Here is a 25396-nt window from a genome sequence, read left to right as displayed (position 1 = left end):
CCAAACCTATACCTCAAGTTTCGTGCCATACGTTTTTACCCTCCATTACGATGAAAGGGTGATGCTTCATGGATATGGAAACAGTCAGACTATTACAGATTGTGGAGAAGCTAGTACCAGAGTTGGTGCCTTTTCTCACGGAGCGGGAACTGAACCTTAATATCGTGCTGCGTGATGGACTGGCATTTCTAGAGCCCGAAGACGCGGTTGAAATTGTGCAGCATAGCATTTGCGAACATCAGAAAGAAGTGCTACTGCAATAGAATGATTGAACATGGAACGAGACCTTCCTTAGGTGCTCGTTCTTTTTTTGTCTTCAACGTACAAAATCCTACAAAATACCTCTCGCGCCCATCTACGAATCTGAATTATAATCTTTACTGACTTCGCATGCGGGGAGAGAGCCGAGATGGATGTACTGATTCAAACGTTATTATTGCTTTTTCATGTCTTATCAGGTGGAAGCACTGCGGCTGAAACCGGAACTGTTGGAACAAATGCGACACAAACCGCCTCGACCCAGCAGCTGCTTGCTACGCTGTTAACAGCATCACAGCAGTATGCTCAGCCAGGAACTTCCGTGCAACCGGGATCCGGTACAGGTAAACCGGCGGGCTCTGGGAGTACGGGTACAGCAGATCCGAATGCAGGGACAAGCTTCACGAAGCATGATCCTCAACCAGATGCTCCTGTTGTGAAGGGCATTTATGTAACCGCTCACAGCGCAGGAGGCTCACGGATGGAGAAGCTGCTGGGCCTGCTCGATACGACAGAGCTGAACAGTATGGTCATTGATTTAAAGGATGATGTCGGCTACATTACTTATCCGACTACGAATCCAGAACTGCTGAAGCTTGGGAAGACGCAGCGTTACATAGGCGATGTAAATAAATTGATGGAACGGCTGAAGAAGCATGACGTCTATCCGATTGCACGTATCGTCGTGTTCAAGGATACAATGCTTGCGCACAGTCATCCTGAGCTGTCGTATCGCCGCAAAGACGGCACCGTCTGGGAGAATGGCAAAGGTGATAGCTTCGTAAACCCTTACCGCAAAGAAGTGTGGGATTACAACATCGCCATCGCCAAAGAAGCGGTGAAGCTCGGTTTTAAAGAGATTCAATTCGACTACGTGCGGTTCCCTGAAGGGTTCGAGAAGAAAGCCGACTCCCTCGTATTCGATAAAACAAAGGATTCACGCGTCGACACGATCGCCTCGTTCGTGAAGTACGCCAAGTCACAGCTCGAACCGCTCGGCGTGCGCGTATCGGTCGATATCTTCGGCTATGCCGCTTCGGTGCCGGCAGCTGAAGGCATCGGTCAAGATTTTGTGAAAATATCCAAGAACGTCGACGTCATCTCGCCAATGGTCTATCCGAGCCACTATTCGACAGGCTGGTTCGGTCAGAAGGATCCTGACAAGAGCCCTTATGCTACGATCAAAGGATCCATGCTTGATACGCATAAGAAGCTTGACCCGATTGGCTCGTACAAACCGATTATTCGGCCTTGGATTCAAGACTTTACCGCAAGCTGGCTAGGCAAAGGGCATTATACTCCATATGGCAAAACAGAAGTTGAAGCTCAGATTAAAGCGCTCAACGATACCGGCATTCATGAATACTTATTATGGAACGCGAACAACCGCTACACATCAGATGTGAAATTCTAAATTCCGTATTCTAATCTCGACTCGCCGATAAGATGATGATATAAAAAAAACGCTTTGCAGTCCTGTCCGGTAACAAATGACCGAGTAGGATGCAAAGCGTTTTTGTTTGTTTACTTAACGATCGGTGAACGCTTAAGCATAGCCGCCAAATGCAAGAAATAAGGCACCGTCTTATGGATGCGAGTCTGTACATCCGTCGACTTCGGCGAGCCATCCTCATTGAATTCACGCTGAGCGCCGCCAATCGAGATCCATTCCGGGCAGTTCACGCCGTGCATGTTACGTACGATTGCTTGCATCTGCGTCAGTGAAGCTACGCCAACTGCGCCGCCGGCCGAGCTGACCGACAAGACGGCCTTGCTGTCGAAGTGGTCGCCGCCCATGAAGTCAAGCGCATTCTTCAGCACGCCTGACATGCTGCCGTGATATTCTGGCGTGCTGAGTACAATAGCTTCGCTGTGAAGCACCGCTTGGCGCATTGCCACAACATTCGCATCCGTATCTGCACCTGCACTGCCATAGAAAGGCAATGGTTGTTTATATAAATCAATCAATGTAACCTCATGCCCCTCACCTTCCATTACCTTCTTGATGTAGAGGGACAAGCTCGTACTCGTGGCATTCGCTCGGTTGCTGCCTGCTATCATTACAATTCTCATCAATAATTCCCCTTCCAAACAACTTACTTTACATACATAATAGTATGTTTTATTTGTTTGGTCAATATCACCAATTACGAATTAGGAATTAAATATCCGTTTCCTGCTTCTGTACGCTTCTTCTCCACGATCGCCACTTGCTTCAGCACCGGCTTCTTCAAATAATGACGCTCTACGTGGCTGTCTACGACCGAGAATGCTTTCTCGTCTGTCTCCGCCAGCAGAATGAGATGAGCCGAGCTATCTTCCATTTCGATTTCGATTTTATACAAGAACATGACCCCACACCTTTCATTTAGATGCAAAAAAGCCTTACACAGGAGCAAGCAGCCAAGGGACCATGAATGGATCTGTCCCTGCCTAAGCGCCGTGTAAGGCTTTCGCTTATTATTGAGATAACCGAAGCGCCAGGTTGTAGAGATCCATGTTGAACGGTTTCTTCGTATTTACAACTTTATCGATATCCGTTACGACTAGCTCGCCGTTGATGATACCGCAAGCTTTGCCGGAATCTCCTTCCATCAGCTTACGCACCGCAAAGTCGCCAAGCTGGCTCGCGAGAACCCGGTCATTGTGCGTCGGTGAACCGCCGCGCTGAATGTGGCCAAGCACCGTAACACGCGGCTCCATGCCGCTGCGCTGCGTAATGCCTTTGCCAATTTCCTCGCCGGAGGCTGCGCCCTCAGCTACAACGATAATACTGTGACGCTTGCCGGAACCGAAGTTCTCTTGCATCCGGTTCGAGACTTGATCGAGGTCGAACGGCACTTCCGGTACGATAATCGTCTCCGCACCGCTTGCAAGACCTGCGTACAGCGCGATATCGCCGCAATGGCGACCCATAACTTCAACGACCGACGAACGCTCATGCGATGTCATCGTGTCGCGCAGCTTGTTGATCGCATCGACAACGATGCTGACAGCTGTATCAAATCCAATTGTGTAGTCCGTGAACGGAATATCGTTATCAATTGTTCCAGGCAGACCCATCGTCTTGATGCCGAGCTTGCTCAGCTTGTTCGCGCCTTGGTACGAACCGTCTCCGCCGATAACGACGAGACCGTCGATTCCGCGCGCACGCAGCACATCTGCGCCCTTCTGCTGGCCTTCAGGTGTCAAGAACTCCTTACAGCGTGCCGTTTGAAGAATAGTACCACCGCGCTGAATGATATCGCCTACGCTACGAAGATCCATCTGACGAAGATCGTCGTTAAGCAAACCTTGGTAACCGCGTTGAACGCCGTAAACTTCCAATCCATGATACAAAGCACTGCGGACGACCGCGCGTACCGCGGCATTCATTCCTTGTGAATCTCCACCACTAGTTAGAACGGCAATTCTTTTTACAGCTGTCATTCCTATCCACTCCTTGATTTTATCTGTGTCTTTCTCTAACTTCTGATAACCTATATAAACAATTAAGATTGACGCATACGAATTAAAACACTATTGCCCCAGAAAAACAGCCTCATAAGCGGACTTTTCTTCATAAGCCTCTTTGATACCAGCAACACATCTTCTTGGCCCCGAACCTTCGGATCAGACAGATACAAGGCCATCAGACCTTCAATTACCATCCGGTGAAACTTTGGCGCGGCCATGCGCCCTACATCCTCGAGGGCATTCTCGACGATAAAGCCGATTCGGTCCACGAGCTGACGCTGATCCGTATAATAATTGCAGAAATTCAAATCTCCGCCCTCGCGATCCTCATGCTGATCAATCAAATAATCCAACATGATATGAAGGCCGCAAACATGCGGGAAGTACGAATTTCGGATGAATAATGCATCTTCTTTGCTACAATTCTCAAAGGAAGCAGCTAGAAACAGCATGAACATGCCAAGCGTGGAGCCAGTTGCAGCGCCAAATTCATTCCAATGCAGGTGAGGCACCTTCTGTTTATGCAGTTCCCACCATGCGAGTAGCGCTGGTTCGCGCTTCGGCTTCGCGATATGCTTGTACACCTGCAAGTCGCCGTAGAGGCCGACGAGCTCTGTTACATAAGGCTGCACCGCCGCGTAAGAAGGGAGCTGCCTGATTGCGTTCTGGCAGGTTCGGACAAGCTCATGCAAGTAACCGCCATCCTCACGCTCTACACGCAGCGCATAGTAATCGACGAGCGGCGCGTTCGGGTCAACAGCATCGAGCATCGACTGATGCAACAGCCGAAAATCATCCGGATCAAGCGAAGTGCTGCGGTCACATAAATTATCCAAATAATCGCTGATCGTTTGCAAGGCTACGATAAGTGGAACAAGTATCGCCCTGCTCTCCAGATTGGCTGCGGCGTATACGCCTCCGCCTTCACAATGGAACTGCTTGCTTATCATGCTTGCGATCGCCTGCGTACGCAGCTCGTCATCCGGGATTCGATCAGCTATCGCACGCAACCGGCCCAACTCAGCCCTTACTTCAGGCAGTACATATTTGTACACGCGATGCATAAGACGAATCGGAGATTGTGGCAGCTGGCGGGCCTGCTCAGATATTTTCATAGATGGCGGCGCCCCCCCTTCTTCCACTACCCGCTATACTTAAGAATGGCGCTTATGCTCAATTTCTTGGTTCGTTCGGTACCAGATATGTAAATCATTAATACGGCTTGCCAGTTCGGCAATGTCCGAGTTAATGGTACATGAAAGTTCGAAATCTTCTTCTTCAAAAAGCTCCGCTTGCTTCACATTAATGATACGCTCGAAGGCAAATACACGGTCAGGAATTGTACCGCGAATGATCTCCCACTGCGTTACGATGAAAGTCCGTACATCTTCGCTGTACAGCTCCCACTCCTGATAAAGTGTCGGCAGCGAGATTCCAAGCCGGTCATCCCAAGCAAAATATTGGTTCACGTCTCAAAACCTCCATCCACTAATGTACCATTTCATAGAATACAAATCCAGCGCGAAAACTTGTTCCCCCTATGTTATACTTTGGGACATATTATCTTGGGGGAGAATGACAAATGAGCAATCAATCTGGCACGGTGACGCTGGGACAACTATGGCGGTTCTTTCTGCCGCTCGGCATCTCGGCAAGCCTTGTTACGATCTCGCATGTCATTATTAATAGCACGCTGACGCGAGCAGCTGATCAGAAGACCGTTATCGCAAGCTATGCGATCGCGATGAGCCTACTTACCATAACGGAGCGACCGGCTGTCATGCTGCGTCAAACATGCTCCGCGCTTGTGCGCGACAAAAGATCCTTTCGCGCAATGCTGCGCGTCGGCCAGCTGGTGTTCACCGCCATTCTCGTGCTTGGCCTCGCCATCAGCTATTCACCGCTTGGCAAATGGATCTTCGGAGGACCTCTCGGCGCATCCGATTCGCTCGTTCCGCATGTCCTCAATGTCTATCAGGTGCTCATGTTCGTCAGCATTTTTTCGGGAATCAGATGCCTGTACCACGGGGTAATCATTTTCAATATGCAAACCAAATGGCTGACCATCGGCATGGTGATTCGGTTGCTCGGGATGTATGGATTGTCGCGTTATTTTATTCATACGGGAGTAAACAGCGGCACAGTTGGTGCGATCATTTTTCTGTCGGGGATGATCATTGAGGCAGGCATGAGCTACTTCGAAGGCTCCTCACTCGTAAGACGACTACCCGAACGTGCCCCAGGGCATCAGATTGGTTCGACCCGCCAAATTTTCTCATTCTATCGACCGATGCTTATCTCCACACTCGTCACCATATTAATCGGCCCGTCCATCAACGCCTTGCTCGGAAAAACCGGCGATGCTGCTCTATCAATTGCTTCATTTGCGCTTGCTGCGAATCTGGTCCAGCTGATGGTCAGCTTCTTCTCGTATTTTCATCAGATTGTGCTGAACTTCTACAAGACAGATCCGCGCGCAGTCCGTAACTTTACGCTGTTGCTTGGTTTCTTACCTGCCCTGCTCGTCAGTTTGCTCGCTTTCTCTCCTATCGGTGAATTCATCGTCGGACATATCTTGGGCGCGGAAGGCCAATTAAAGATCGAAACGATTCATGCGATGCGTCCTTTCGTGCTGTATGCGCTTGTGCTGCCGTGGCTTGATGTATTGAATGGCATCAGTATGGTACGAGGCTACACTCGTATTTTCTTAGGCTCGCAATCTGCGAACCTGGTATTTACTGTAACAACATCCGTAGTGCTCGTTGTAATTACGCCTGGTTGGAACGGTTCGATCGGGGCATGGGCACAGTCAGTCGGAATTGGCGCTGAATGCCTGTTCGTTGCCCTCATCCTTCGGAGGCTTACTAGAACTAGCCGCACCTTGATTCAACAAGCATAAGATTTGGAGTGAAATACCATGAGTTCATCATCATCATCATCATCATCATCGAAAATCTCAAACCCATCAGGCGAATCCGAGTTGTCTGCGTCCTCTTCCCCAAAGCGGGAAGTGCTGATGCTCCGCATATTCTTGTATCTCGTCTATACGACACAAGCAGTCGTCGCTACTTATTTGCCGCTTTACTTCCTGGACAAAGGCTTCAGCGCGAGCCAGATCGGTGTCATCTATTCGTGCGGTCCGTTCATCTCGATCTTCGCTAACCTTATATTCGGCACGGCTAGCGATAAATTCAGAACGATTCAGAAGATCATGACACTGCTGATGTTCGGGCAGCTCGTCATGATCTCTATGCTATTCATGACAAATACATTTGCCGTGATCTGCGTCATCATGCTGGCCTATTACTTCTTCCAGATGCCTGTCAACCCGCTGAGTGACAGCCTCATTCTGCTGTCCAGCCGGTATACCGGAACGCCGTTCGCGCTCATCCGCGTATTCGGCTCCCTCGGCTTTGCATTGTCGGCGTTTCTCGGCGGGCAGCTGCTTAGATCAGTTGGCTCCTCTGCCACAGTTCCGCTAGCGATGTGCACGATTGGCCTGACGTTCCTAGTCTCCCTTACGCTAAAAGATTACCAAGGCGCAAGGCGCAAAGTCGATTTTAGTGGATTTCTGAAACTACTTAGCAAACCCGACATCCTGATCTACTTCGCGATTATCCTTGTGCTGTCTGTCGCACATCGGATGAATGAAGGCTTTCTCGGCGTGACTCTGCGCGAGATGGGGGCAAGCGACTCCCTTATAGGGCTCGCTTGGATGACATCGGCAATCAGCGAAATTCCAATCCTGTATTTACTCGGCAAATACGGCCACAAATTCAAGGAGCTGCCGTTGCTTGCCATTGCAGGCGTGATGTACGCCTTACGATTCTTCCTGATCAGCGAAATGCCGTCACCGATTTGGATTATACCTATTCAAGCGCTCCACAGCGTTACCTTCGGAATCTTCATGGTAACAGCGCTGCGCTATCTCACGACCATCATCCCTGACGAATTCCGCTCTTCTGGACAAGCCGTCTATGCAATCGTTTGGAGCGGCTTCGCCGGCGTGATAAGCGGTACGGTCGGCGGGGTCATCTACGAGCATTACGGCAGTTCAGCCTTCTTCCAAACTGCAACGGCGCTGTCACTTCTCGCCGCGACTGCGTTCATGACGAAGCATTACTTCAGCCGAGAACATTGATCAAAACGAAAAAAAAGACCCGACAACGAATGGTCGGGTCTTTATCATGAATGAGTTCACGTATTGGAAGCTTCCTTAAGGAAGCAACGATGATTACAGTTTAACAACGTTAGCAGCTTGTGGACCGCGGTTGCCCTGCGTGATATCGAATTCTACGGATTGACCTTCATCAAGCGACTTGAAGCCATCGCCTTGAATTGCAGAATAGTGAACGAACACGTCTTCTCCGCCATCCACTTGAATGAAGCCATAGCCTTTCTCTGCGTTAAACCATTTAACTGTTCCTTTCAATGTAACAACCTCCTAAAAATGAACGCCTGTAAACCAGGGCGACTTGATTTATTATATACCCAAATGGATAATTTTGCAATTAAATGTGGGCAAAAAGACCGAGCTCTGACCCAGGAATAAATGGCAGCTTGGACCGGAACAAGCCCGTCACTACGCCATTCTTGCTTAAATCGGCCCGCAGCCGCTCAAGCTCTGAGTACGGCTCCCACCGAAGTGAGATCATTGGATAAATACGCACCATGCCCCCTGGCTTACAGACTCGGAGCATCTCCATTACGGCACGTAGATGGAACTCGTAATCGAACTGATCTTCGTACAGAAACAGGAAGTGGCTGCACAGCACGAGCCCAAATTCACCGTCCCCATAAGGTAAAGTCGGCAAGCTGCCTGCCTGGTAACGTTTCGTGCGTTCCTCCTCGCGATCATGATGCTCTGCGAAAGCATCCAGTGACGCTATTCGTCCCGCTCGATGCTGTTCAAAACTTCCGTAATAGCTCAGATCATATTTGTTGCCGAGGCTTATTAGCTTCGTTGTTGAAACGTCAATTTCCTCACGCGCTTCGGATACCAGCTGCTCATGAGGCTTGGCATAGCGCGGATCAACTGCGTACGCGTCGATTCCCCTCGCACATGCATCCGCCGTGAACGAAGAAGCGCCTGCTGCAATATCGAGCAGCTTCCCACTGTGCAAGTCCGCTTCATTAAGATCAAACAAGAGTACATATTCTTTGAAACTGCGGCATGTCACCGCGACACCTGCTTGCGGATACCCTTTGCTCATACTCATTCTCATCTCTCCTCGTCTCTTCTCGTCTCATCTCGACTCATCTCGTCTTACATTTTCTTGCTCTGACACGTAAGCTAAAGGCATTCTCACATCAAACGCTGTCCGCGTTTGCCACATTCTACCATGACAAACATTTGATTTCTACCCCTTTTTATGGCTATGATTGAAGGATACAACATGTAATTTTTCGAAGGGATGGTCCTGATGTTTAAAAAGGTACAAATTTATAAAACAGACAAATACAATATGCTCTCCGTAGAGGTGCAAGGTAAGACGCTAGTCTTACGCGAAATTAACGATCAATGGGGCGAAGAATGCCACACCTTCGTCAGTCGTCCAGAGATGCTGCACTGGGCAGAGAACCGCTTCCGCGAGGCTGATTTTGTTGGTCGTGAGGAAGAACGCGCAGAAATTATGGAGCGTTTCCGTTCCGTCTAATTAGAACCTCATAACAGCAGGAGGAAAATTCATCCTGCATATCGAACATAACCATGTACCAAGCTGCATAGGTTATCGCAAAAGGGGAGTATCGAGCAAAAGTGGATACAACAGCTGCGATTATTTTCATTATTGCTGCTTTCTCGCTGGGACTCATCGTCATCATGCAGCGGAACAACATTCCTGCGAACTTACGCAGAGGGCTTGCCATCACAACGATCGTGTTTGTCGCATTTGCCTTTTTCTTAATCGTGTACAGTTTGACAACGATGGGGTCATAACGAGACGCTCAGTGGGCTAAACTACTGTCACAACCTGCCTTAGGAGCGTGACTGCTAGTGAGATGGCTGCCAATAGTGCTATCGTTCTCTCTGCTTGCCGGCAGCAATGTCAGCTTACAGCACGAGGATCAACCCCATTCTGCTTTACCGACTAACTATCAGGCGAGGAGGGTTCCTATGAACCAAGTACCGAAACGTTCCGAGACTGTCGCTGAGCACCGCTGGAAGCTCGAGGACATATTCGCGGATCAATCCGCGTGGGACAAGGAATACGCACAGGCGAAAGAGCAGATGAAGAAAGTCGAAGCTTTCCAAGGCAAGCTCGCGGATGCGCAGCAGCTGAAAGCTTGTTTTGAGCTTGAGGACGAGCTTTCCCTTAAAGTCGAGCGCCTCTATGTTTATGCGAATATGAAGCATCACGAAGATACCGCGGAGCCAACGTTCCAGGCGCTCTCGGATAAGTCCAAGAAACTAAGCGTTGAGACGGGCGAAGCACTGTCCTTCATTACACCTGAAGTGCTCAGCCTCTCCGACGATGCGCTTGGCGCCATGATCGAGAATGCCGACCTTGCCAAGTATCGCCAAACCTTGGAAGAGATGCGTCGCCAAAAAGCGCATGTCCTCTCCAAGTCCGAAGAAGCGCTGCTCGCGCAAGTGGGCAATATTTCGCAAGCGCCTGGCACAATCTTCAGCATGCTGAACAACGCCGATCTCAAATTCCCGAAAGTAAAGGACGAGAACGGCGATGAAGTAGAGCTGACGCAAGGCCGCTACATACAGTTTCTCGAGAGCAAGAACCGTGAAGTCCGCGAAGGCGCCTTCAAAGCGATGTATGATACGTATGGCAAGCTAAAAAACACGATCGCATCGACTCTCGCCGCCAATGTGACGAAGAACCTTTTCTACTCCCGTGCTCGCAAGTACCCGTCGACTCTGGAAATGTCGCTTTACGGCGACAACATTCCGAAAGAGGTTTATACGAATCTGATCAGCACCATTCACAAGCATCTACCGCTCATGCACCGTTATATGGAGCTGCGCAAGAAGCTGCTGAAGGTTGATGAGCTGCATATGTATGACCTGTTCGCTCCGCTCGTCGATGAGTTCAAAATGGACATTACCTACGAAGAAGCGAAGAAAACGGTCAGCGAGAGCTTGAAGCCACTCGGTCAAGATTACTTGACGGTGCTGCAGGATGGCTTCGACAAGAGCTGGATCGACGTCTATGAGAATGAAGGTAAGCGCAGCGGTGCATACAGCTGGGGAGCATACGGCACGCATCCTTACGTGCTGCTGAACCATAAGGACAACCTGAACAGCATGTTCACGCTTACGCATGAGATGGGTCACGCGCTGCATTCCTACTACTCCGACACCACGCAGGAGTACCGCGATGCGCAGTACACGATCTTCTTGGCTGAGGTTGCATCGACTTTGAATGAGGCATTGCTTATGGATTATATGCTGAAGAAGTCGACGGATCCGAAGGAGAAAATGTATCTGCTCACGTACTATGCCGACCAGTTCCGGACGACTGTTTTCCGTCAGACGATGTTCGCGGAGTTTGAGAAAATCATCCACGAGCGTGCGGAGGAAGGCGACTCTCTTACGCCGCAAGAATTCAGCAAAATCTACTATGACCTCAATAAGCTGTACTACGGCGAAGGCATGGTCATTGATAAAGATATCGAAATGGAATGGGCACGTATCCCTCATTTCTACACAAGCTTCTATGTGTACAAGTACGCGACAGGCTTCTCGGCTGCGACGAGCTTCTCGAAACAAATTCTTGAAGAAGGCGCTCCGGCTGTAGAACGTTACCTCAGCTTCTTGAAGAGCGGAGGCAGCGACTACTCCATCAATATTCTGAAGAAGGCTGGCGTCGATATGTCTACGCCAGAACCAATTGAGCAAGCGATGAGCGTGTTCGAGGAATTGATTGCACAGATGGAACAGCTTACTTCTTAATTCAATTCACGCATAACAAAGGGGCTATCCCGGTCAGTGCCACTTATGGCAAAGTCCGAAGGTAGCCCCTTTCCCTTAGGAACCGATAGACGTCTTACTGTTTCTGAACAACTCCGTCGCTTCCGCGAAGCCGAGAACAGCACGTTCCAGCCGTTTCACCAAGTCTTCATCAAGCTCATAGCCGCCTGCATCAAGCTTCTTCACCTGCGAGTCAACCGCATATACGCCTGCAGTAATATGCTTCGCATAGAGAGCTGACAAGACCGGCTTCAGTGCATAGTCGATCGTCAACAGGTGAGCGATGGTTCCGCCGATGAAGAGCGGGAGAACGACTTTCCCTTCCAACCCGTTCTGCGGTAGCAGATCGAGATATGTCTTCAGTACGCCCGTGAATGAAGCTTTGTACACTGGGCTTGCAATGATGATGGCATCAGCTGCTTCGATTCGCTTATTCGCTTCAATAATCGCCGGGCTGTCCCATCGAGCAAGAACAAGATCCTCTGCTGGCAGTGATGCCACATGCAGATGGCTAATCTCCCAGCCGAGCTCGCGCAGCTTCTCCTCCGCATATCCCGTCAATCCATTCAAACGTGAAATTGAACTTGGACTTCCCGATACAATAACTACATTCGGCATATTGTCGGCCTCCCTACTATTCTGGAAATATTATACTACCATAATTCCGATAAGTAAACTATGAATAATACAAAAATAATCCGGGAGCATCTGCTGGTTATGCAGCATAGCTCCCGGTACCTTTGTAGCTTTACTTCGCTTTGACTTCTTCCGGCGGATAAAGAATAATTCGCCCATCTTCCATCTCGACGCGCACCTTATTCTTCTCTTTAAACTCCTCCGCCTGCAAGTACGACGATGGAATTTGCAGCCGTCCTGCTTTATCGATGACGGCATATTCAACATGGCTTTCTTCCGGTACGAAGCCACTGCCGCCTTCCGCCATCGCTGCAAGCTCCTCCGCATAAGACTGCCGGCGAATAATCTCGGATGACGTCTTGCCGTCTCGGATTGCGACGACACGGTCTACTTTCCTTGCGAGCAGCGGATCATGCGTTACGATGACGATTGTAATGCCGATGCTGCGGTTCAATTCGCGGAACAAATCAAGAATTTGATTGGACATCCGCGTGTCGAGCGAGCCTGTCGGCTCATCCGCAAGCAGCAGCTTCGGCTCATTCGCCAGCGCGATAGCGATGGCGACACGCTGCTGCTCACCGCCGGAGAGCTCACTTAACCGGTTCTTCGTCCGGTGGCTAAGTCCAACCGCATCGAGCAGCTCCAACGCCCGTAGACGCTTGCGTGCGCCCCTGAGCATGATCGGCAGCTCCACGTTCTCAAGCGCGGTCAAATACGGGATCAGGTTGCGCGCGTTGTTCTGCCAGACGAAGCCGACCGTCTCGCGCTTATACTTCACAAGATCGCGCTCCGTAAACTTGAGCAAGTCTTTATCGTCGACAAGCAGCTTGCCAGCGGAAGGGCGGTCGAGACCGCCCAGCATATTGAGAAGCGTTGACTTGCCGCTGCCGCTGTTGCCGATAATCGCCATTAGCTCGCCGGACTCTACATGCAGATCGAGACCTTGCAGAGCGACAACCTCGAGATCATCTGTTTTATAAATTTTTACAAGCCCATCGCAATGAATCATCTGTTATTCCTCCCCAAGCTTCAGCGCCTGCGTAATCTTCATACGCGAAATCCGGATGCCGAGCACGAGCAGCCCGATCGTAATCATCGTGCCGACTACGCTGTACAGCTGGACATAATCGCTAAGCTGACGAACGATCTCGAACGGTGGAACCTGATCCGAAGCGCTGAAGGACAGCTGAAATAGCGGAACGAACATGCTGCTGACCGAGTTCCCAATCAATACACCGAATAGAATTGCAGCCGCCGAGGTGAGCAGTTGCTCGCTCAGCAGCATGCCGATTATTTGCAAGAACGAAATACCCATCGCTCGCAAAATACCGAATTGCAGCGTACGTCCAGATAGAGTAAGCACCCAGAACAACAGGAATCCGAAGAAGCTGATCATCATAGAGATGACGAAGCCAAGTGTCATAACGCCGTTAATCGCAAGGCGGAACGGATCGTTCTTGGAGCGAATGAGCAACTGACCAGCGTCGACCAGATTCTCAACTGGAACATCTTTCTTGATCAGATCATCGTAAATGACAGCGCTACTTGTGTCCTTCTTGAGCTTGATCCATACGTCGTATGGCTCTAGCGCCAAATGATTCTGAATATACGACAGATGCCCTACCACAAGGTTTGGCAGACGTACGTCTGGATTCTCACTGTCACCTGCTGCCGGAAGTGGATTCCAGCCTGGCCAGTAATCGATGATGCCATAGACGATGAAGTTGGCGCTATCGAGTCCAGCCCACTTGGCAGAGAGCGGATCGCCAGGTTTCACTTTAAATTTGTCCGCAAGCGATCTGGATATAAGCACCGCTTTCGGGTTTGTTGCCAGCAGGTTTAGATAGCTGTTGAGCGGATACTCCAGCAAGCCACCGCGCATCCATGCCACTTTGCCGAAGTCATACGTATCAATACCATACAGCGTCGTGGCGCCATTCGCACCGTTCACCGAGAAGCTAGCATCATCCTTGCGGAATACACGTGCAGCTGTGTCGACGCCTGCGAGCTGCTGCATCGTAATGAAGGAAGGCTCCGTATACGTCACAACTTTCGGCGCAGCGGCCGTATCCTCTTGTGGTGGCGCTCCCCCTCCACCAGCCGGAGCAGGCGGCTTATCGTTATCCCAATGGATGGACAACTGAATATCCGAGCCAGTCGTATATTGGATTTTGTCCTCCATATTGCCGTTTATTGTCCGTGCTGCATTCGCACTGAATAGGCCCATTGCAACCGTCATGATGAGGAATACCTTTATCGTCAAATACTGCGAAGACGATCGGCTAATCTGCAGCAGCGTCGAGTAAAGCGCCGGTGTCCACCATCTTCGGCCGATCCAGAACACAAGCTTGATTAGCCATGGATAGAGGCGCAGTACAAACAGACCGATGCCAAGCGAGAATAGCGCAGGCATGAAGAACATGAGCGGTTCGACTTGAATAGCTGTCGGATCGAGAGCGAGCGCTTTCAGCCCTTCCATACGTGTATTGAAGTTATGCAACATATAGATAGCAACGCCGAGCAGGATAATATCCGCTCCTGTTTTGTGCCAGAACGACATTTTGTTCGACCGTGCCATTTGCTGTTTATGACCGACAATCGTTGTGCGGGTCGCGAGTAACGCCGGCACCAGAATAAGAATGATTGAGCCAAACACAGCCGCAACAGCAATCTTGTATGAAGCGCTGTTCAGTACTACTTCAAGCGAGGAGCGCTGTACAAATTCGAGGAAGCCGCTCGACGCACCAAGTATCTTCGTGAAGAACACCCCAATATACGGACCTGCCGCAAGCGCAAGCGCGCCGAGCAACAAGCTCTCTATGAGGAAGACAACCATAATTTGCATTCTGCTCGCCCCACGGCTGCGGAGAACGGAAATTTCCGTCTTCTGTCGCTCAATAATGAGGTTAGCAGCCATGTAAAGGTAGAACGCCAGCATCAGCATAACCGGAGAATAGAGCGACCAGAGCATTACGTCGAGCTTCTCTTGCTTCTCGGTATACGTTGCAATCGAGTTCTTCGCAGGCATATCAACGGCAGCGATGCCAAGACGCATGTTGAAATAGTTGTTGATGCTTGCGAATTGGCCCAAATAATTGTCGATTTGATCAATATTCATCTGCTCATAATTGAAGGCATACTGCCAAGCAATAACGGATAGCTTCAGAGGCCCTTGATTTTGGACAAAATCATGATCAAACTGCTCATACGGAATATAGAACGATGAATTATAAGATTCCACATTAAATTGGTCATAGATGTTATCGGACTTCGACTCTACGATGCCGACCGGAATGAGGTGCAGCTCCTTGCCTGTGTCCTTATTCTTATAAACGAATTCATGGTTCAGGTCGCGCTTCAAATCGATAATAAATTTCGGGGTTACGAGTACCTCGTATACGCCGTCTTTACGGTTTGGATCTGGCAAGCGGCCGTCGATTACGTGCACACGCTTCTCCAAATCGGTAACCGTGCGGAAGCTTCCCGAAACGTTAAGCTCCCTCTTCTCGCGGTCTGACGCATCGACAGGAAACACCCTAATGGATTGCGTACCGCGCGATGTGACGAAAGACTGCGCATCCAGCCCAAACCGGGCAGGAGCATTCTTCATGTAACGGTCTGCTTTCGCTATGAGCGAACGGTTCTCTTCGAACGAACGTGTGCCTGAGATGGAAGTAGAGGCCCGGAGTGAACCCGGGTATATCCCTTGATCCTTCTGAAGCTGCTGAAGCTGCTTAAATAACGTCCGCTGCAAAATAGCGTGAGAGTATAGCGGCATGGAGCTGAATAACGCAACACAAATCGTAAGCCCGAACCAAAGATTAAGCTGTAGCCAGCGATTTTTCGCCATTTTCCGAAAAATCATCGTCCAAATCGCCATCGTTTCCTGTTCACCCTCTTCTAGTACGCTATCGAACTAGTTATTTAAGACAACTAACTTCCCGGGATCAAGCCCTTTGACGATCTCGACTTCAGTCGAAGTCGTGATGCCAGGCTGTACATCAATTTCTTTGCGGCGGTCACCGTCAATGACTTGCACATACGTACGGCCAAGGTACGTCCTGAGACCGCTCTTCGGAATTACGATTACGTTGTCATGCTTCTGAAGACTAATCGTGATTTCGGCCGATTTGCCAAGTTCAAGCTTTGCACCTTTGGTCGTGATCTCAATATAGAGCAGTCTCGTATTCCGCTCATCAACATCCTTATTGCCTGTTAGCGGAGCATCTGATGGCGACTGCACGACTTTACCTTGGTATTTATTATTGTCGATCGTCACGGCTACTTGCATGTCTTTCTGAATGGCCGAGAGCGTCTTCCCATCATCCGCAGTATGAACGAGCCACATCTTAGTCGGATCCGCTATCGTTACAAGCGGCGTATAGCCGTTTAATCCGTCGCCAGGCGACTTCACATCTGCATAAGAAATTTCACCGCTAATTGGAGAAATCAGCTTCGCCGAATCATACTGCTCTTTCAGGGAGTCCATCATCAACTGTTCGCGTTCTAAATCAATTTCTTTCATACGCAGGCTTGTCCCGGTTACGCCGTTCACCCTAGCGCTGTGCAGCTCAATCTGAGCACGCTCCAGGTTTAGCTTCTCTAGATTCATTCGCAGGTCAAAGTCACCCATGTCAAGCTCAGCGATCAAGTCTCCTGCTTTTACTTTATCGCCTTGTTTAACGTAAAGCTCTTTCAATCTGCCGCTTTCCTTATAAAATAACGGGACATTATTGCTCGATGCTACGGTAGCAACGCCGGTAAATTTCGATTCAATCGCTGCTTTCTTCACTTCAATTGCATCGACCTTCTCTGCAACTGGCTTCACGAGCGGAGGCTGAATGTTCAGCTCCTTCTGCGGCAGCAGCGAGCAGCCGGATAATAGAGATGCGCACGCAAGCAAAGCCGCGGTTTGCTTCAATATGGTGCGGCGACGATTACGAGTTAGACTAGTTCGACTGAGTGACAATCTGTCCATCCTCCAATGCTATAACGTGATCAACGATTTCCATGATGCTTGGGTCGTGTGTCGTCATAACGACTGTCATGCCATGATTCTCTACGAGGTCGCGAAACACTTTAATGACTTGCAATCCCATACGGCTGTCTAGCTCGGCCGTTGGCTCATCCGCGAGCAGAAGAATCGGCTGATGGGCTATCGCCCTAGCTATTGCAACGCGCTGCTGCTCGCCTCCGGATAACTCAGGCGGACGATGCTTCATCCTTGACTTCATCCCTACCCATTCGAGCGCGCGTTCCGCTTGCGCTTTGTTCAGCTTGCTGTCATTGCCAGCAATGCGGAGGCCAAACTCGACATTCTCATACGCTGACATGAGTGGAATGAGACCGAATGCTTGGAAAACGAGTCCAAGATGAGTGCGACGCCAATGACTGCGCTGCTTCTCTGGCAGCTTGGAAATAACTTGCCCGTTGAAGAAAACTTCGCCTTCAGTCGGCTGATCGAGAGCGGCAAGCAGGTTGAGGAGCGTAGTCTTCCCTGATCCTGAACGCCCCTTGAGTGCGATCATGGAACCCTTGTTAATGGTCAAATTAATATTATTGACAGCGGTTACAGAATTGTCGCCGCGACCAAACACCTTCTTTACATTAACAGCTCTCAGCAGCGGCTGATTCAAAGGTGTTGACGATTCCGCCGTAGTGATTATCACAGGCAGCCATTCTCCTTCCTATTCCCTTTGCTTCTCATAATCTGTAAATTTTTACTATAAGAGTTAGGATACTAGGGCAGCTATATGCTGTCAACCTTCTAATTTGGCAGCAACGAGAAGCAATCCACCTAATATGGAGTTGATTATAACCGTTTTCAAAGCCTAATGGGTGAATATTGCGAAAATATTACAAAGTTTGCGGTCGAAGTAGTGAAGAGCGAAGCTGGGGGAGGATGCCTTGAGAACGAGGCGGCTCAGGGGGCGGGGGGCGGGATGCGGGTTGGAGCCGTGGGTTGGCGGCTCAGGGGCGCGGATGCGGGTTCGAGCCGTGGGTTGGCGGCTTAGGGGCGCGGATTCGGGTTGGAGCCGATGGAGCCGAGGTGTGACGTCTCAGGGGCGGGATGCGGGTTGGAGCCGAGGGGCGGCGGCTCAGGGGCGCGGATGCAGGCTGGAGCCGTGGGTTGGCGGCTCAGGGGCGCGGATGCGGGTTCGAGCCGAGGGGTGACGGCTCAGAGGCGCGGATTCGGGTGGAGCCGAGCGTTGGCGGCTCCAGGGGCGCGGATGCGGGTTCGAGCCGTGGGTTGGGGGCTCAGGGGCGCGGATTCGGGTTGGAGCCGTGGGTTGGGGGCTCAGGGGCGCGGATGCGGGTTCGAGCCGAGGTGTGACGGCTCAGGGGCGCGGATTCGGGTTCGAGCCGAGGGATGGCGGCTCAGAGGCGCGGATGCAGGTGGAGCCGTGGGTTGGCGGCTCAGGGGCGCGGATTCGGGCTGGAGCCGTGGGTTGGCGGCTCAGGGGCGCGGATTCGGGCTGGAGCCGAGGTGTGACGGCTCAGGGGCGCGGATTCGGGTTGGAGCCGAGGTGTGACACCTCAGGGGCGGGATGCGGGTTGGAGCCGTGGGTTGGGGGCTCAGGGGCGCGGATTCGGGTTGGAGCCGTGGGTTGACGACTCAGGGGCGCGGATTCGGGTTGGAGCCGAGGTGTGACACCTCAGAGGCGCGGATTCGGGTGGAGCCGAGGGTTGGCGGCTCCAGGGGCACGGATTCGGGTTGGAGCCGAGGTGTGACGGCTCAGGGGCGCGGATTCGGGTTGGAGCCGTGGGTTGGCGGCTCAGGGGCTTGAGCGCGGGCAGCTTGCTGCGCTAGGTCAGCAAGCTGCCGATCAGCCACGCGAGCAAGCCCGCGAGCGCGGACGATGCGAGGTTCACCGCATCGTTGGTCATCGCGGCGAAGCCGCGCACCCGCTCGGCAGCGGCGCCGCAGTGCTCGGCGCGCTCCGTCTCGCTGCCGCACACGCGGCAGCGGTACATCGCTTGCACGGTGGCGCCGAGCAGCGAATCGGCGAAAGCGCCGGCCGTGCCGGCGACCGCCGCGGCGGCGAGCAGCGCCCCGCCCGGCAAAGCGCCAGCAGGCGCTGGCGGCGCGGCCGCAAGCAGCGCCGCGACAGCGCCAATGAATGCGGCGCCAGCGAGCGCGGCGCCGCTGCCGAGCGGCGTGATGCCGCCGCTCGTGCCGGCCGCGACGCGCCGGCCGCTAAGGATGGAGCGCGGAGCAGCCGCGCTTAAGGCGCCGATCTCCGTCGCCCATGTATCCGCGTTCACGGCAGCCATGACGCCGACGAACGCAAAAGCCCAGCTGCTATGCGGCCACAGCGCATGCCCTCCGCACAGCAGCAGGCCGAGCCCGCCGTTAGCCCATACCTGCAGCCAATCCCTCCTGCCGCTCTTAGCATAGTTGGCTTCCGCCTTCCTCTTCTTTCTATGCCGCTTCTTCCACTTTGAGAGCAGCGAAGAAGAGACGAAGAAGGCAATCAGCGAGCCGAACCAGAATGGACCGCCAAGCGCTACATAGCAGGTCCCCATCACAATGGCTGACCACGCGCCTGAAGCAGACAATGAGCGCAGCCGATTGGCACCGCCAGCGAGAATCAAGCTGCCGATAAGGCCAATGAGCACACGGCCTGCTAGAGAAGAAGAGTACATATCCGTCATACGTAATTTCCTTTCCTATACCAAAAGAAGGATTTTTCAACTTCGCGTTGAAGTCTTATGTCGAACTACCTAAAATTTTGTCACATTTTAGTACGATATACCTCTAACCAGAGTATTGCAGATAAGGAGAGCTCACCCCAAATGAACCTAGAAATTGATTCATCACCGGTTGCAAATGAGAGAACGCCGGAAGAACTCCTTCGCATTATCTTTGATTATACCGCTAAAATCGGCAGCCAGCGAAGCCTGAAGAGCGTACTTCTTCTAATGGCTGATATGGGCCGTGAAATGATATTGGCTGACAGGTGCACCGTATGGCTTATTGACCGCAACCGCGGGGAGTTATTCACAACCATTGCGCACGGCGTGAGCGAGATCCGCCAACCGCTCGGATCGGGCTTCGTCGGCCATTCTATCATGACGGGCGAGAATTTGTTGATTGAGGATGCATACCAAGACCCTCGCCACAACGATGCGAATGACTTAAGAACCGGCTACGTGACCAAATCGCTCATCACCGTGCCGTTCGTCGGCAATGATGGCAGCATCATCGGCGCCTACCAGGCTATTAATAAATTAACGCCGCAAGCTGTTTTCACCGATCGGGATCTGGAGCAGCTGAAACTGGCCGCTTCCTATGCGGGCAAATCGCTCGAATCCGTCATGCTGCACGAGGAGATCGTCGCTACGCAGCGCGAAATTATTTTTACAATGGGTGAAATCGGCGAGAGCCGTTCCAAGGAAACAGGCAACCACGTTAAACGCGTTGCAGAATACTCCTACATACTCGCGCTCGGCTACGGCCTGTCCCAAGAGGAAGCAGAACTGCTCAAGCTTGTTTCACCAATGCATGATATCGGCAAGGTCGCCATCCCTGATTCCGTGCTGAACAAGCCGGGCAAGCTGACCGAGGAAGAATTCGAGCAGATGAAGAACCATACGACGATTGGCTACAATCTGCTCAAGAACTCCGACCGTGAGCTGCTCAAGACTGCCGCAATTGTCGCCTACGAGCATCACGAGAAATGGAACGGGACCGGCTACCCCCAAGGGCTGAAAGGTGAAGAAATCCATCTGTATGGCCGCATCACTGCAATTGCTGACGTATTCGATGCGCTCGGCAGCGAACGGGTCTATAAGAAAGCGTGGGAGCTTGAGCGTATTCTCATCTTGTTCAATGAGGAGCGCGATCGCCATTTCGAAGCCCGACTCGTTGATGTGCTAAACGAGCAGCTGCCCGCCATTCTTGATATCCGCAACCGTTATCGCGATCAATAACCGAAGAGACCGGCTATCACTTGATGTGATGGCCGGTCTCTCTTTATTTCTATTGCTCCTTACCTGCTGTCGCAGCCTGCTGGAAGCGATCTGGATAATTCGTACAAATCATTAAATTTGGATCCATACTGCCAAGCCGTTTCATCATTGGCGCATCATTGACCGTCCACGCCATAACTGCAACTCCCGCTCCTTGCAGCTGTTCCAACAGCTGATTTGAAACATGCGTGTAGCCGATAGACAACAACGTCGCGCCTAGCTGTTTCAAGTCCTGCACAAGCGTCCATGGCGATGCATCCAAAATGAGCCCCGTGCGTACATCTGCCGTTAACGAGCGCACGATACGCAGCGCCTCACGATCGAATGAAGTAATAACCGAGTCATGCTGGAGACTGTGCTTGTTTAACAGTTCGACGACCTTCTTCTCGATGCCGGGATAACGTCCGCTGTACGTTTTAAGTTCGATATTAAGACGGCAGCGGCCAATGGTTTCAAGCATGACCTGCTCCAGAGTCGGAATGCCCTCCCCGGAAAAAGCTTTATCAAACCAGCTTCCGGCATCAAGCTTCCCGAGCTGCTCCGCCGTATAATCGTTCACCTTGCCGGATGTTCTTGCCGTCCTCCTGAGCGTATCATCGTGTATCACGACGGGAATGCCGTCTTTGGACAGCTGAACATCCAGTTCAATCCACTGCACGAAAGGAAAGCGCATCGCCTCCCGAAAAGCAGCCATCGTATTCTCCGGCGCAAGCCCGGATGCTCCCCTATGGGCAACACAAGGATTGAGCATTCGATCATTCACTCCTTCGGCTTCACGTTACCTGCAGCGTCAATCGACGCATGAATTGAAATCGCAGAGATGCGAGCAAGGAGTGCAGCCGCCTCATCACCTGTAAGTGGTGCAGGCTGGGACTGATTTGCGCGCATCGGATGCATGAGCAGCGAGCACTTGCCATCTACACTGCACCGCGCATCAACAACACCGGTATCTTTCGTTTTATCCGGCGGCATGCCTGGGAATATAAAATTGCCTAAGCTGTACGCAATCCACTTGCCTTTATACGATTCGAAGCCTTGTAAAGTATGAGGATGACTGCCAATGACCAAATCGGCTCCTGCATCAATATATTCATGCGCCAAGCGTTTTTGGTCATCATTCGGGTTATCTTCACGTTCAATGCCCCAATGCACCATAACGACAACAAGATCCGCTTGTTTCTTCGCATCCTGGATCGCTTTCACAGCTCGGGTGGAATCATACGTCTCAGCTAGACCCGGATGATCCTTAGCCGCTTTCCACGAGCCTTCCGGAATAACCCGCGATAGTCCGATATACGCAACGCTGATGCCTTTGGCTTCAAGCAGTACCGGCTTGAACGCCTCTGCATCGTCGCGGCCCGCCCCCATATTCGGAATGGCAGCGGAATCGAGGTGGCCAATCGTATCGAGCAGCCCCTCTTCGCCTTGGTCCATCGTATGGTTGTTCGCCAGATTGACGACGTCAATTCCCGAAGCCTTCAATGCTGGAAGCGCATCCGGTGAGGATTTATACACATATTGTTTCTTCTGAGCAGGTGTCCCTCTCGTCGTTACCGGCGTTTCGAGATTCACCGCCATTAAGTCCGGCTTTTGCAGAAACGGCTGAACGTATGTATACGGATAATCGTATCCGTTCTTCAGCATTAAATTTTCGACCGTTGCTGCGAGCAATACATCTCCTGCAAAAGAAAGAGTGATAGAATCACTAGGCGTCGAACCGGTGGACGTAACTGCCGATCCTGAACCTGAGTTTGAATCATCCGCCCCATCAGACGACTCTTGATCCGCTGCTGGCTTCTGCTCGCCCTGATTGGCTTCATCTGAGCTATCAGCATTAGTCCCTGAATCACTCGCAGCCTCATTTGTAGCGGCATCCGAATTCGAATTCGTTCCACCGTCTGCGGATGCATTCGATGAGTTGCTATTCTCTGTCGCAGCATTATTGCCGTCGCCAGAATTACTCGTGTTAGCTCCGCTTCCATTACCCGAAGCGATGTCCAGCTTCTCTGTCCCATCCTGCCGCTGCACGAAATAGACAACAGCAAGCGAGCCTATGATGAACAGCATAACGATATTGATTGTGAGCAGCCTTTTCAACCGGCGCGAGCGCTGCTTCTTCTGGTGCTGATGTGTTTCAGACCTTGATGCGTGCATAGTCGGCTAAGCTCCTTTTCTCTCGAACATTGACGCATCCATTATACCGCATTTGCGAGCGAGTAAAGGAAACTTTTTACTGCTGCTGATCCGTTCTCATTGTAAAGTAAACCTTGGCATCCTGTAGACTTCGTTCGATGCGCCCGCACTTCTCCAGATGGAACAAATGAGCAAGCGTCTCTGACATCGCGAACCTCAAATTATGCGTATTTCCGGCAATTCTCTCGCCAAACAGCTGCATACATAACGTATAACCCGTATTCGCGCCGGCTTGAATCAAACTATACATTTGAGTCAGCCTTCGCTCATGATGCGCGATGAGCTGTTCGATCCGCTCCTTATAGTTAGTGAACGGATCGCGATGACCGGGAAAAGCAAGCTCCACCTCAAGCTTGCGAATCTGTTCTAAACTATCCAGAAACTGTTCCAGCTGATCTTCACCGTCGCCTGGGACGACGCTGATATTGGGAGTAATATCGGGCAGTACCTGATCACCGACTAGCATTCGCTTTACATCGGATGCGTAGAAGCAGAGCTGCCCCTTCGCATGGCCCGGCGTATCGATGGTCTGCCAGGAGAGACCGCCCATCTCTATCGTTTGCCCCGCTTCGAGGAAGGTCACCTTCGGCTGCGGCGACACCTTCGGAATAAAGCTGTCCAGATGCGGCGCAATCTCATCCAGCACTGGCTGCGGCATACCATGCGCTTCGTATAGCTCTGTCAGATCTGCGGCAAACGATGCTCCAGCATCGCTTCCCCACAGCCTCTGCGTATACGCATAAGAGGCTTCGGAGATATAGACCGGCGCGCCGCCTGTCTGTTCTTGGAACCATCCAGCAAGCCCGTAATGATCGGGATGCTGATGCGTCAGTACAATTGTATGAATAGAACCGATTGCGATGCCGTTCGCATCCAACGCTTCCTGCCAAGCTTGCACCGCTTCCGGTGTGTGCAATCCCGGATCCACAATTGTATAGCCCCGCTCGTCATGTAGTAGATAGCTGTTTACATATTTCAAGGAGAAAGGCAGCGGCACCTTCACTTGAATAATGCCTCCAGGCCATCTTTTAGTGACTAGAGACTTGCTCGTTTCACTCAATGGCTTGCCCTCCCTTTCAAGATCAGCCGAGGCGAGTGCAGCTCATCATACGCCAGTCCCTCATAGTCGCCATACACATGTGTCAGCGTAAGCCCCGCCTCGGACAGCGCCTTCTCAAACCAAGCCAGCGGAAACAAACGGACACGCTCTTCGTAGCGCTGAACGCTCGCTTCATCGCCTCCTGTGCCGATTGCGATTTGCTTAACGACCCAGCCCTCTTCCGTGATGGACCGTACCTCTTCAATATGTAAGCCGGATTCCGCGTCCAAACGTTCCGAACGTGGAACAAGATTAGCTGTCACAAATGCTGCATTCATAAAATCAATCAAAAATGCCCCATCGGGTTTCAGCACGCGGCGAATTTCAGCAAGCACACGCTTGTTATCGTCCTCCGCCTCGAAATAGCCGAATGACGTGAACAAATTAACCGTCGCATCGAATGTAACGTCTGCGAACGGCAGCTCCCGCATATCGCCTTGGATGAGCTCTTTGATCAATCCCTCATCATTGTTCTCGCGTGCTTTCTGCAGCAACGCATGCGATAGGTCGATGCCAGTCACTTCGTATCCCAGCTGCGCAAGCGCAAGCGCATGCCTGCCCATGCCGCAGCCAACATCGAGAATCGCCGCGCCGGGCGCAAGCTCTAGCCAGCCTGCCATCCGCTGCACCTCACGCTTCGCCTGCTCCCAATTCCGGTGCCTGTACACAATCATATAATCAGAGCCAAAACTCCGCTCAAACCATGCCGACATAAGCGATTCCCCTCTCTCTTTTTACTGCTTCCTATTGTACTTCACGGTCCGCTATTCTGGCAAAAGACGCATGAAACGGCATAATTATCTTCCTTGTTATCCATACTATTCCAAAGCTATGGAATGGAAAGGAGGTCGAAGCAA

25 protein-coding genes are annotated in these 25396 nt (G+C 51.6%); 8 read left to right on the top strand and 17 right to left on the bottom strand.

Translation table 11 applies throughout. The features are described 5' to 3' along the window. Positions 1-68 precede the first annotated feature (68 nt). Positions 69-263, top strand: coding sequence for a hypothetical protein (locus BMY11_RS17565; protein WP_090578880.1), 195 nt, complete (start codon positions 69-71; stop codon positions 261-263). A gap of 146 nt (positions 264-409) precedes the next feature. After that, a complete protein-coding gene (locus BMY11_RS17560) occupies positions 410-1672 on the top strand; it encodes a putative glycoside hydrolase (RefSeq protein WP_090578878.1) in 1263 nt (420 codons plus the stop codon). 110 nt (positions 1673-1782) lie between these two features. On the opposite strand, the gene BMY11_RS17555 is transcribed toward BMY11_RS17560, so the two are convergent. From BMY11_RS17555 to BMY11_RS17535, 5 genes are all read right to left on the bottom strand, one after another. Continuing rightward, the gene (locus BMY11_RS17555) at positions 1783-2331 is read right to left on the bottom strand and encodes an NADPH-dependent FMN reductase (protein ID WP_090578876.1); all 549 of its coding nucleotides are present in this window, start codon (positions 2329-2331) and stop codon (positions 1783-1785) included. 74 nt (positions 2332-2405) lie between these two features. Next, positions 2406-2609 (bottom strand): DUF3906 family protein, encoded by a 204-nt coding sequence (locus BMY11_RS17550; RefSeq protein ID WP_090578873.1) that lies wholly within the window; start codon positions 2607-2609, stop codon positions 2406-2408. Between the two features lie 109 nt (positions 2610-2718). Continuing rightward, on the bottom strand, positions 2719-3687 hold the full coding sequence (gene pfkA, locus BMY11_RS17545) for a 6-phosphofructokinase (RefSeq protein ID WP_090578870.1): 969 nt from the start codon (positions 3685-3687) through the stop codon (positions 2719-2721). A gap of 62 nt (positions 3688-3749) precedes the next feature. Further along, positions 3750-4829, bottom strand: a complete 1080-nt coding sequence (locus tag BMY11_RS17540; RefSeq protein ID WP_090578867.1) for a tetraprenyl-beta-curcumene synthase family protein — start codon at positions 4827-4829, stop codon at positions 3750-3752. 39 nt (positions 4830-4868) lie between these two features. Next, complete coding sequence (locus BMY11_RS17535; RefSeq protein WP_090578864.1) at positions 4869-5183, bottom strand: hypothetical protein; 315 nt, start codon at positions 5181-5183, stop codon at positions 4869-4871. 113 nt (positions 5184-5296) lie between these two features. Here BMY11_RS17535 and BMY11_RS17530 point away from each other — a divergent pair, with 113 nt between their 5' ends. Next, a complete protein-coding gene (locus tag BMY11_RS17530; RefSeq protein ID WP_090578861.1) occupies positions 5297-6613 on the top strand; it encodes a multi antimicrobial extrusion protein MatE in 1317 nt (438 codons plus the stop codon). Positions 6614-6631: 18 nt separating this feature from the next. Next, complete coding sequence (locus BMY11_RS17525; protein WP_090578858.1) at positions 6632-7855, top strand: MFS transporter; 1224 nt, start codon at positions 6632-6634, stop codon at positions 7853-7855. 93 nt (positions 7856-7948) lie between these two features. On the opposite strand, the gene BMY11_RS17520 is transcribed toward BMY11_RS17525, so the two are convergent. Further along, entirely contained in the window at positions 7949-8146 is a 198-nt protein-coding gene (locus tag BMY11_RS17520; protein WP_090578856.1) for a cold shock domain-containing protein, read from the bottom strand. A gap of 79 nt (positions 8147-8225) precedes the next feature. Continuing rightward, positions 8226-8933, bottom strand: coding sequence for a class I SAM-dependent methyltransferase (locus tag BMY11_RS17515; RefSeq protein WP_256217592.1), 708 nt, complete (start codon positions 8931-8933; stop codon positions 8226-8228). Between the two features lie 204 nt (positions 8934-9137). Here BMY11_RS17515 and BMY11_RS17510 point away from each other — a divergent pair, with 204 nt between their 5' ends. From BMY11_RS17510 to pepF, 3 genes are all read left to right on the top strand, one after another. Beyond that, on the top strand, positions 9138-9371 hold the full coding sequence (locus BMY11_RS17510; protein WP_090578853.1) for a hypothetical protein: 234 nt from the start codon (positions 9138-9140) through the stop codon (positions 9369-9371). 101 nt (positions 9372-9472) lie between these two features. Next, entirely contained in the window at positions 9473-9652 is a 180-nt protein-coding gene (locus BMY11_RS17505; protein WP_090578850.1) for a hypothetical protein, read from the top strand. Between the two features lie 177 nt (positions 9653-9829). Next, positions 9830-11620 (top strand): oligoendopeptidase F, encoded by a 1791-nt coding sequence (gene pepF, locus BMY11_RS17500; protein ID WP_090578847.1) that lies wholly within the window; start codon positions 9830-9832, stop codon positions 11618-11620. Between the two features lie 75 nt (positions 11621-11695). Here pepF and ssuE read toward each other — a convergent pair whose 3' ends face one another. The 6 genes from ssuE to BMY11_RS17460 all read right to left on the bottom strand — a co-directional run bounded on the left by ssuE (position 11696) and on the right by BMY11_RS17460 (position 19930). Beyond that, positions 11696-12256 carry an NADPH-dependent FMN reductase gene (gene ssuE, locus BMY11_RS17495; RefSeq protein WP_090578844.1) on the bottom strand — a complete coding sequence of 187 codons (561 nt, stop codon included), beginning with the start codon at positions 12254-12256 and terminating at the stop codon, positions 11696-11698. A gap of 130 nt (positions 12257-12386) precedes the next feature. Next, positions 12387-13283 carry an ABC transporter ATP-binding protein gene (locus tag BMY11_RS17490; protein ID WP_090578841.1) on the bottom strand — a complete coding sequence of 299 codons (897 nt, stop codon included), beginning with the start codon at positions 13281-13283 and terminating at the stop codon, positions 12387-12389. Between the two features lie 3 nt (positions 13284-13286). Then, positions 13287-16154 carry an ABC transporter permease gene (locus BMY11_RS17485; RefSeq protein WP_090578838.1) on the bottom strand — a complete coding sequence of 956 codons (2868 nt, stop codon included), beginning with the start codon at positions 16152-16154 and terminating at the stop codon, positions 13287-13289. Between the two features lie 36 nt (positions 16155-16190). After that, positions 16191-17243, bottom strand: a complete 1053-nt coding sequence (locus BMY11_RS17480; RefSeq protein ID WP_177182686.1) for an efflux RND transporter periplasmic adaptor subunit — start codon at positions 17241-17243, stop codon at positions 16191-16193. Further along, a complete protein-coding gene (locus tag BMY11_RS17475; protein WP_218150194.1) occupies positions 17224-17943 on the bottom strand; it encodes an ABC transporter ATP-binding protein in 720 nt (239 codons plus the stop codon). Before BMY11_RS17475 ends, BMY11_RS17480 begins: the two co-directional genes overlap by 20 nt. A gap of 1138 nt (positions 17944-19081) precedes the next feature. After that, entirely contained in the window at positions 19082-19930 is an 849-nt protein-coding gene (locus tag BMY11_RS17460; protein WP_090578827.1) for a DUF92 domain-containing protein, read from the bottom strand. A 141-nt stretch (positions 19931-20071) separates the two neighbouring features. Between BMY11_RS17460 and BMY11_RS17455 the strand changes: the two genes are divergently transcribed. After that, entirely contained in the window at positions 20072-21208 is a 1137-nt protein-coding gene (locus tag BMY11_RS17455; RefSeq protein WP_090578825.1) for a GAF and HD-GYP domain-containing protein, read from the top strand. A gap of 49 nt (positions 21209-21257) precedes the next feature. Here the strand turns inward: BMY11_RS17455 and BMY11_RS17450 are convergent, their stop codons facing one another. The 4 genes from BMY11_RS17450 to BMY11_RS17435 all read right to left on the bottom strand — a co-directional run bounded on the left by BMY11_RS17450 (position 21258) and on the right by BMY11_RS17435 (position 25252). Next, the gene (locus BMY11_RS17450; protein ID WP_090578822.1) at positions 21258-21998 is read right to left on the bottom strand and encodes a glycerophosphodiester phosphodiesterase; all 741 of its coding nucleotides are present in this window, start codon (positions 21996-21998) and stop codon (positions 21258-21260) included. An 8-nt stretch (positions 21999-22006) separates the two neighbouring features. After that, the gene (locus BMY11_RS17445; protein ID WP_090578820.1) at positions 22007-23401 is read right to left on the bottom strand and encodes a CapA family protein; all 1395 of its coding nucleotides are present in this window, start codon (positions 23399-23401) and stop codon (positions 22007-22009) included. 76 nt (positions 23402-23477) lie between these two features. Further along, positions 23478-24500 (bottom strand): MBL fold metallo-hydrolase, encoded by a 1023-nt coding sequence (locus tag BMY11_RS17440; protein ID WP_090578817.1) that lies wholly within the window; start codon positions 24498-24500, stop codon positions 23478-23480. Then, complete coding sequence (locus BMY11_RS17435) at positions 24497-25252, bottom strand: class I SAM-dependent methyltransferase (RefSeq protein WP_090578814.1); 756 nt, start codon at positions 25250-25252, stop codon at positions 24497-24499. Before BMY11_RS17435 ends, BMY11_RS17440 begins: the two co-directional genes overlap by 4 nt. Between the last annotated feature and the right edge of the window lie 144 nt (positions 25253-25396).

The sequence above is a fragment of the Paenibacillus sp. OV219 genome, assembly GCF_900110075.1.
GTDB lineage: Bacteria > Bacillota > Bacilli > Paenibacillales > Paenibacillaceae > Paenibacillus_Z.
This window is presented reverse-complemented; position numbering and strand designations above follow the sequence as displayed.